Annotated in this window: 6 protein-coding genes and 2 pseudogenes; 4 read left to right on the top strand and 4 right to left on the bottom strand. The window is 68.7% G+C overall.

What is annotated here, in order from left to right; all coding sequences use genetic code 11:
- The 4 genes and pseudogenes from H3O04_RS11765 to H3O04_RS11750 form a co-directional block, all read right to left on the bottom strand.
- Positions 1–131, bottom strand: a pseudogene (locus tag H3O04_RS11765) (DNA repair exonuclease); the annotation flags it as partial.
- A gap of 637 nt (positions 132–768) precedes the next feature.
- On the bottom strand, positions 769–1,311 hold the full coding sequence (locus H3O04_RS11760; protein WP_202587735.1) for a hypothetical protein: 543 nt from the start codon (positions 1,309–1,311) through the stop codon (positions 769–771).
- A gap of 414 nt (positions 1,312–1,725) precedes the next feature.
- On the bottom strand, positions 1,726–3,711 hold the full coding sequence (locus H3O04_RS11755) for a gamma-glutamyltransferase family protein (RefSeq protein ID WP_202587734.1): 1,986 nt from the start codon (positions 3,709–3,711) through the stop codon (positions 1,726–1,728).
- A 223-nt stretch (positions 3,712–3,934) separates the two neighbouring features.
- Positions 3,935–4,900, bottom strand: coding sequence for a LysR family transcriptional regulator (locus H3O04_RS11750; protein WP_202587736.1), 966 nt, complete (start codon positions 4,898–4,900; stop codon positions 3,935–3,937).
- A gap of 102 nt (positions 4,901–5,002) precedes the next feature.
- On the opposite strand from H3O04_RS11750, the gene H3O04_RS11745 reads away from it, so the two are divergent.
- The 4 genes and pseudogenes from H3O04_RS11745 (at position 5,003) to H3O04_RS11730 (ending at position 8,861) form a co-directional block, all read left to right on the top strand.
- Complete coding sequence (locus tag H3O04_RS11745) at positions 5,003–6,127, top strand: aryl-sulfate sulfotransferase (RefSeq protein WP_006480976.1); 1,125 nt, start codon at positions 5,003–5,005, stop codon at positions 6,125–6,127.
- Between the two features lie 58 nt (positions 6,128–6,185).
- The gene (locus H3O04_RS11740; RefSeq protein ID WP_202587733.1) at positions 6,186–7,559 is read left to right on the top strand and encodes a solute carrier family 23 protein; all 1,374 of its coding nucleotides are present in this window, start codon (positions 6,186–6,188) and stop codon (positions 7,557–7,559) included.
- Positions 7,532–7,846: pseudogene (locus H3O04_RS11735) on the top strand (DUF2165 family protein); the annotation flags it as partial. The gene H3O04_RS11740 and the pseudogene H3O04_RS11735, both read left to right, overlap by 28 nt.
- Positions 7,847–7,925: 79 nt before the next feature.
- Positions 7,926–8,861, top strand: coding sequence for a tyrosine-type recombinase/integrase (locus tag H3O04_RS11730; RefSeq protein WP_043888525.1), 936 nt, complete (start codon positions 7,926–7,928; stop codon positions 8,859–8,861).
- The last annotated feature ends 13 nt before the right edge of the window (positions 8,862–8,874 follow it).

Below are 8,874 nucleotides of genomic sequence, written 5' to 3'. Positions count from 1 at the left end.
GCACGATCCACGAGTTGCCGCAGCGCCTCGCGCGACGCGTTGCGCAACTGCGCGGCCGGCGCGTCGGGATACGCGCTCAGGCCGTGCAACGGGCTGTCAAGGTGAATGTCTGCCGCGTGGATGAACTTCACGAAGGTTCCTCTGTTTCATGGCGAAGGGACGACGACGCTCGCACGGGCCCGTGCCGTCAAGCGTCATCCCGGTAGCCGCCGGACTTGCCGCGGCACGCGCGGCGCGTGCCGAACCGGGTCGCGCCGCCCGTTGCAAGCGGGTCGGGATGGTACCTGAAAGCGGATAACGACATGCGTTCTGCGTCGGTCCGGACGGTGGGGAAGCACGCGATACCGATGCGAATCGCCATTGTGCCGCAGTGCGATCGCGAGACAACGAAACCGCGCCACTGAAGAACGAGCGGTTCACGAAACGACGGCCAGCAATCGCTCGATATGGCGGTTGGGTTCGAAATCCGGTTTCGAGCGCAACGAAGGAAGCCGGCAAGGCGTTGAACGGGATTCAGGAAAACACGCCCGATCACCCCGCGTGCGTCGCACCACACGCAGGCATCCGGCTACCTGCTGTCACTCGCCGCGTCACGGTATCGATCGGACATGCTGGCCCATGCCGGCCGGCCCCGTCATCGTGGCGGCCGGTGGTCGGAACCCCTGCTATTTAAGCATGACGCGCGAGCAATGGGCAGTGGCCGCGCGCCGATAAAAAAGCCCGGCCCGCATCGAAGCGGGCCGGGCCGTGACGGAATGGTGCCGCTTGTTACAGCGCGCCGCCTTGCGCCGACGCCGAACCCTTCACGCCGACCGATGCGCCGCCCTGCACCGAGTTCGTCGCGCCTTCGAGCGCTTCGCCGGCCTTCGCCTTCGCACCGCCCGCGACGTCGCCTGCCGTCGACACCGCGCCTTGCGCATGGCTCTTCGTCGAGCTTGCGACGTGCTTCACGTGCGACTTCGTCGCGTGCACGGTCGATGCCGCCGCATCCTTCGTCGCGCCGGCCGCCGAACCGACTGCCTGCGTCGCGCCGCCCACCGCCGTGCCGGCTGCCGAGCCCACGCCGCCGACCGTCTTGCCGACACCGCTCAGCGCGCCGCCGACTACATTGCCCGCACCCGCACCCGAGCCTGCCACATTCGCGCCAGCGCCGGCCTGCACGCCCACGCCGCCGCCGAGCAGCGGCGTCTGAACCTGGGCGCCAACCCCTGCGGAACCCTGCGCGCCGGTCTGGGCCGTCTGTGCAAATGCAGCCGACGTCGCCATCGCCGTCAGAGCGGCACCCAGCAGAATCGTATGGATCTTGTTCATGGTCATTCTCCCCAAAGACGTTGTTGCTGCGGGCCGCCTTCGAGCGGCTTGTCGCATGCCTCACCGCGACATGCGGCAGGTGAAGCTAATGTAGCGGCGCCGCCGGGCAAAACGATTGAATTGCGGGGACTGTTACTTCCGTTGCAAATGCTGACGATTGACTCACACTGTTTGACAATCGGGGGCTTGCGGCGGGGTGAACGCCGTATTTGACAACGGGCATGCATGAACCGTGAGCTGGTACGGCAGACGGCTTCACGCCGACGATTCGTCCGATCGTCGTGTATCGGCGAAATTGGTAGTCTTTATTTGCATTCCTAAGGGATAAGGCTTGCTCGGCCGTCGATGCGGCCTCGTCATGATGCACGGTCCCCGCCGCCGACAAGCGACCGGAGCCGTGCGCATGCTGCCCGGTTACGGTCGGAACGTATCGCCGAGCACGACGCCTTCGCGACGCGGATCGGTGCCGCCCTGCAACGCCGGCGACTGGCCGACCGTCACGCGTATCACCGTGTTGACGCCGCTCGCCTGCGCGGACGTCGACACCTTGTGCCCGAGCGCGAGCAGCCCCGTGATCAGCGAATCGTTCGCGCCGTTGTTCGCCGCGTTGACGTTCGGATGCTCGCCGCCGATCGTGGTGGTCGGGCTGTTGCTCGCGCCGAAGTCGACGAGGCCCGCCGACTGCTGCGCGTCGAGCCCCCAGTCGAGCGCGCCGACCAGCGTCTTGACCACGTATTGCGGAATCGTGCCGCCGCCCGGCGAACCGGTCGCCATCACGAAGTCGCCGCGCGAACCGTCGGCGGCCTGCCCGAACACGATCGTCGGCGCCATCGAGCTGCGCGGCCGCTTGCCCGGCTGCAGCCGGTTGGCCACCGGATTGCCGGACGTGTCGAGCGGATTCGCGGAGAAGTCGGTCAACTGGTTGTTCAGCAGGAAGCCGTTGGTCATGTGGAAGGAGCCCATGCTCGACTCGACCGTCGTCGTCGCGCTCAGCACGTTGCCGTCGCCGTCCACGATCGTGAACTGGTTCGTGCCGTGCTCGATCAGCGTCGTGTCGACGCCGAGCGGCACCGCGCCGAGATTGCCGGGCTGCGCGGTGCCCATGCTCTTGGTCGTGTCGATCAGCGCCGCGCGCGATTTCAGGTACGGCTTGTTCAGCAACGTGTCCCACGTGCCGCCCGGCAGCGGCACGAAGTCGGTATCGGCCACGTACTTGTCGCGGTCGGCATACGCGAGCCGTTCGGCCTCGGTGACGAGGTGAACGCCCGCGACGGTCGGCTTGCCGCCTTCGAGATCGATCGCCGTCGGCTTCAGCGACTTCAGGTCGAAGTTCTCGAGAATGCCGAGCGCCGACGCGACCGCGATACCGCCCGACGACGGCGGCGGCATCCCGCACACCCAGTAGCTGCGATAGGTCGTGCACACCGGTTCGCGGCGCTTCGCCTGATACGCGGCCAGATCGGCGACGGTCGTCTTGCCCGGCGTGAGCGTCGAGCCGTCCGCGCCCTTGGTCGCCGCGATCTTCGCGACGATGTCCTGCGCGATCTGCCCGGTGTACAGCGCATTCGCGCCCGACTGCGCCATCAGCGACAGCGTGCGTGCGTAGGCGGGATTCTTCAGTACGGTGCCGAGCGTCTTCGGCGACCCATCGGCGTTCAGGAAATACGCGGCGGCTTCGGGGTCGCGCTTCAGGTTCGCGGCGTTCGCCGCGATCGCGTCGGCCAGCCGGCCGCTGATCGGGAAACCGTTGGTCGCCAGCGTGATCGCGTCGCCGAACAGGCTCTGCCACGGCAGGCGACCGTGATCCTGTTGCAGCGCCTCGATGAGCCGCGGCACGCCGATCGTGCCGATCGAGCGGCCGCTCGCGCGCGCGTTCGGCAGCGGCGCCGAATGATCGGTGGCGTCGTCGACGTAGCGCAGGTAGTTCTCGGTGGCGGCGGCTGGCGCGGTTTCGCGCCCGTCGTATGCCTGCACCGTCTTGCCGCGCGCATCGTAGTAGAGCAGCACGCCGCCCGACCCGAGACCCGTCGCCTCGGGGACGGTCAGGCCGAGCACGGCCTGCACGGCGACCGCCGCGTCGGCGGCCGTGCCGCCCTTCTTCAGCACCGCGCAACCGGCCGCGCTCGCGTACGCGTTCGACGTGGCCACCAGGTACGTTTTCGCATAGACGGGCTTCATCCCGGTGCGATAGCCCGACGACGCTTCCGGCAGCGACGGGTCGCCCGGCTGGTTCGAGCCCACCACGACCGTCGCGCCGCTGTTGTCGACCGCGAGGCAGCTCGCATCGGTGGACGGTGCGGTCGTGCGGGCCGCCTCGTTTTCGACGTCGCCGCCGCAGGCGGTCAACAGGGCAGCCGCGAGCAACGCGGACGCATACGGAAAAATCGCTGTTCTGTTCATTGTCTGCCGATGTTCTTGTCGATCGTTGCGATGGACATCCCGTTGCCTGCAACCCCCTCGGTGCACGGGCAACGCGTTCGATAGTCCCATGAACAAAATTTTTCCCGCAATAAGGAAATGACGGCATGCCGGCGGACGCCCGTTGCGCGACGTCACCGAACCGGCATGCGGGTTTGCCTGCTGCATTGCAGCGCATCCCGAGACGCCCATGCGGCTCGCATCGTCACGTCGTTGCCTTTTTCGCCCGGCGACGCGTGCCGCTCGCCGGGCCGCCGCGTGCGAAACCGTGCTCCATCGCGTCGATCGCCTCCGAAAAGAGCGCGAGAAACATCGCCATCGCGACCGTCGCGCTCATGTCCGCCCGCTGGTAGATGCAACTGAACGAGCGCGCGCCCGCATCGGCCAGCGGCGTCCACGCGAGCCGGCCGGCGGCCACGTCGTCCGCGACGTTTTCCGCGATCAGGAAACCAACGCCGGCGCCTTCGGCCGCGAGACGCCGCACCATCGACACCGACCCGGTTTCGACCATCGGCCGCACGCCGCGCGGCTGCCGCGCATCGATCTGGTCGAACATCGCGCGCAGCTCCGTGTCGGGCGTCATCAGGATCAGCGGATGCGCGAAGCAGTCGCGCATGCGCACCTTGCCGCCCGTCGACGCCAGTGGATGGCCGGGCGCCGTGACGACACCCAGCGGCTGCGCGAACGCGCGCACCTCGACGACGCCCGGCGCGGTGCGCCGGCGCAGCGCGTAACCGATGTCCACCTCGCCCGTCTCGACCCAGCGCACGATGCTCTCGCCGTTTCCCGAGCGCACGCTGTACGTGACGCCGGGGTAGCGCTGCATCGCGGCGAGGATCGCGTCGGGCACGAGCTTTTCGGCCGTCGATGCCGGTACCGCGAGATTCACGTGACCGCGCCGCAGCGCGCGCAGGTCCTCGACCTGCGTCAGCGCGTTGTCGAAATCGCGCTGGCCGCGCCGCACGGCCGCGATCACGATCTCACCGGCGAGCGTCAGCTGCATGCCGCGCGGCAGCCGGTCGAACAGCGGCACGCCGACCTGCTCCTCGAGATTGCGGATCTGCTGGTGCACCGCCGCGGCGGTGAGATGCAGCGCGTCGGCCGCCTTGCGAATCGAGCCGCGTCGCGCGACCTCGTCGAAACAGCGGAATGTCTGCGATATCGAACGCATGGAGGGGCCGTTAGATTTTTTCGAACAGGGCGTCAAGAATAATCCGATTTTACTGACCGGACGAATCGTCTAGATTCCGCTGCATCCCCGTATCCGATTCGAATGGAGACCGCAGTGACGACCGTCGACCAGATTACCCAGCGGCGCCGCGGCGTCGGCCTCATCGCCCACGATCCCGCGCTGTCCGCGGGCGGCTATACGCTCATCGCGCCGCAAACGGCCGACGGCAACGTCTATCTCGTCGGCATCGACGGCGAGGTCGTCCACCAGTGGAAGATGCCCGTGCGCCCCGGGCGCCACGCGGTCATCCTCGCGAACGGCAACCTCGGCTACAACGGCAATCATCCGCGTTCCGATTCGCGCTACGCGCCGTGGTCGATGTGGCATGGCGGCGACTTCTACGAGGTCACGCCGCAGGGCGAAACGGTGTGGCGCTACGAGGACCCCGCGCATCACCACGACGCGCAGTGGCTGCCGAACGGCAACCTGCTGTATGCCGCGTGCGAACCGGTCGACGCGGCGTTCGCGCGGCGCGTGCCGGGCGGCACCGCGCACGGCGACGACGAGGTGATGTATGCGGACGTGATCCGCGAAGTGAACCGCGCCGGCCAGATCGTCTGGGAATGGCATGCGCGCGAGCATCTGCGGCCGGAGGATTTCCCGATCGCGGCAGGCTTCGGCCGCTATCACTGGCCGCTCGTCAACGGTCTCGCGGTCGATGCGAACGGCCGCGTGCTGATGAGCCTGCGCACGACGTCGGGGATCATCGGCGTGAACCGCGCAACTGGCCGCGTCGACCTGCACATCGGGCCCGACGTCGTGTCGCACCAGCATGCGCCGGTGCCGCTCCCGAACGGCCACATCCTCGCGTTCGACAACGGCAATTTCCGTCACGGTGCGCACGTCGTGTTCTCGCGCGTCGTGGAAATCGATCCGGCGACGCAGCGCGTCGTATGGTCGTATGCGGACGACGTCGTGAACCTGTTCTACACGCCGTTCATGGGCAACGCGCAACGCTTGCCGAACGGCAACACGCACATCACCGAATCGTCGACAGGCCGGCTGTTCGAAGTGACGCCGGCCGGCGAGGTCGTCTGGGAATACGTGATCCCGTGGTTCGCCGAATACCCGGACGAAGCGGCGCGCAAGACCGGCCCCGGCCAGTTGAACAGCGTATTCCAGACGTTCCGCTACAGCGCCGCCCAGTTGCCCTGGCTACGGACCTGAGCGTCCGTTCATCGCCGGTTTCCGGCCATCGTCGCCGTTCGCTTCCGAGGGGCCTGCCGTGTCGCACGATCCGATTTCCCCGCCCGTCGATGCCCGGCTGCCCGCGTGGCAGCTCGCGCTGTTCGGGCTGCAGCACGTGCTGTCGATGGCCGCGTCGCCGATCACGGCCGTCTTCCTGATCGCGAAAGTGCTCGCGCTGCCGGCCGACCTGACGGTCCAGCTGATCGGCGCGACGTTCTTCGCATGCGGCATCGGCACGCTGCTGCAATCGCTCGGCGCCGGCCCGATCGGCGCGCGCATGCCGTTCGTGATGGTGCCCGGCGGCGCACCGACGATGTTGTTCGCGGGCATCGCCGCGCAATCGGGCCTGCCGACCGCGGCCGGGGCGGCGCTGCTCGCCAGCGCGTTCTACTGGGTGCTGCTGCCCGTCTTCACGCGCTGCCTGCGGCTCTTTCCGCGTATCGTCGTCGGCGCGATGCTGTTGCTCGTGTCGATCAACCTGATCCGGATCTACGCGACGATCGTCGTCGGTCAGTCCGGCTCGGCCGACTTCGCGCAGCCGCGCGCGCTCGGTCTCGCGCTCGCGACGATCGTCGCCACCGTCGTCGTCGCGGGCGCGTTCCGCGGCACGGCCGGGCGCCTCGCGGTGCTGGTCGGGCTGATGGCCGGCGCGACGCTCGGCTGGGCGCTCGGCGCGATGCCGGCGCTCGCCGACATGTGGCACGGGCCGCTCTTCACGCATCCGGTGTGGCTGCCGTTCGGGATGCCGCGTTTCGACGTGCTGGCGGCGCTACCGCTGCTGATTTTCACCGCGATCTCGATGGCCGAGGCCACCGCGCAGACGGTCGCCGTCGGCGAAACGTGCGGCAAGTCGATTTCGCTGCCGCGCGACGTGCCGAAGACGATACGCGGCGATGCGCTCGCGTCGCTGGCCGGCGCGCTTTTCGGCACGCCGCTGATCGTGACGAGCGCCGAGAACATCGGCGTCGTGCAGACGACCGGCGTACGATCGCGCTACGTGACGGCCGCCGCCGGCGCGATCCTGATCGTCATCGCGCTGTTCGCGCCGCTCGCGCGGCTCGCGTATGCGATTCCGGCCGCGGTGGTCGGCGGCACCGCGCTGGTCGTGTTCGCGATGATCGGCGTGATGGGCATCCGGCTGCTCGCGGGCGTCGACCTGCATGCGCGCGCAAACCAGTACACGCTCGCGGCCGCACTGGTGGTCGGCCTCGCGCCGATCCTGGTGCCGAACCTGTATCGCCATTTCGGCGCACCCGTGCAGATCGTGCTCGGCAACGGCATGGCGGGCGGCACGCTCGCGGCCATCGCGACGCAACTCGCGTTCACCGCGCTCGCGCGGCTGGGCGGTCAAGCGCATGCGGGCGCAACTGCGGCGCCTTCGACATCGGCATCATTTCGATGGAAACGCTGACGGCCGTGCTGTGCTGGATCGGCGGTGCCCGGCTGCTGCGCGCGCGGCGCGCCGGCGATGCGGGATTCCGTGCGGCGAAGGGCCATGCGGTCGCCGGCCTGACGCTCGGCTTCCTGACGTGGCAGGTCGCGTTCATGTCGGTCGGCGGCGAATGGTTCGGGATGTGGATGTCGAAGCAATGGAACGGCGTGCCGGACGCGTTCCGGTTCTTCATCACGCTGCTGCTCGTGCTCGTCTACCTGACGATGAACAACGACGGCGTCGACGACACGCATACCGCGCACTGACGAGCTAGCTTCGTTGCGCGCCGACCGACCGGACATCGGGACGATTGCCGGCGTCGCTGCGTCCGGCTATAAAGCGGAGATGGACACGGCTCGCTGGATTCACGACCCCGTCGGTGCGTTTCGCGCCTGGCAGGAAACCGCCGCGACCGGCGCCGGCCGCCGGCCGTTCGCGCCGCGCTCGGTCGTGCAGCACGTCGCGATGTTCGAGCGATTCCTGCGCCACCTGAGCGCGCAGCGCGTATCGCTCGCCACGTTCGGGCCCGACCACGTCGCGGCCTTCCTCGCGGAACTCGACCGCACCTGCACGCCCGGCACGTCGACGCGCGTGCGCTATGCGAAGCTGATCGACCGGCTCGGCCGGCATCTGGTCGACGCCGGCGTGCGGACGATCCATCCGGCCGGCCGATCGACGCGCGATCTCGCCTGGCCAGACGGCGAGCCCGAGCCGTGCTACCTGCCGCCCGATGCCGACGCGGCGCTGCAGCGCCATGTGCAGCCGCGAACGGACGATACGCCGGCCGACTGCCGGAATCGCGCGATCGTCGCGCTGCTGCTCGCGAGCGGTATCACGTCGGCCGAAATTCGCGCGGCGACCGCCGATGCCGCCGAGCTCGACGCGCGACCGCCGGTGTTGTCCGTGCCGCGCGATCGCGCGCGGCCGGCGCGCCGGATCGAGCTCGCCACGTTCGCGATAGCGCCGCTCGCCGCATGGCGTGCGCGCTCGACCCACGTGCCGCCGTCGGCGCTGCTGTTTCCCGCGCCGCGCGGAGGCGCAATGAACGACATGTTCCTGCTGCTCGTGGTACGTGACGCGCTGAACGCGATCGGCTTTCGCGCAGCGGACATGAGCCCGCGCGTACTGCGCAATACGTATGCGCGCCGCCAGTTGCTCGCCGGCCACGCGCATGCCGACGTCACGGCGATGCTCGGCCTGGCCAGCATGCGGACGATCACGCGCATTCGGCAGACACTGCCGCCCGACGCGGCCGCGGATCGCGCTGCCCACGAGCATTGATCGCGCGTCGCGC

The organism is Burkholderia sp. KCJ3K979 (assembly GCF_016759955.1).
Lineage (GTDB): Bacteria > Pseudomonadota > Gammaproteobacteria > Burkholderiales > Burkholderiaceae > Burkholderia > Burkholderia orbicola.
The sequence above is the reverse complement of the archived record's forward strand: the minus strand, read 5'-3'. Positions and strand labels throughout refer to the sequence as shown.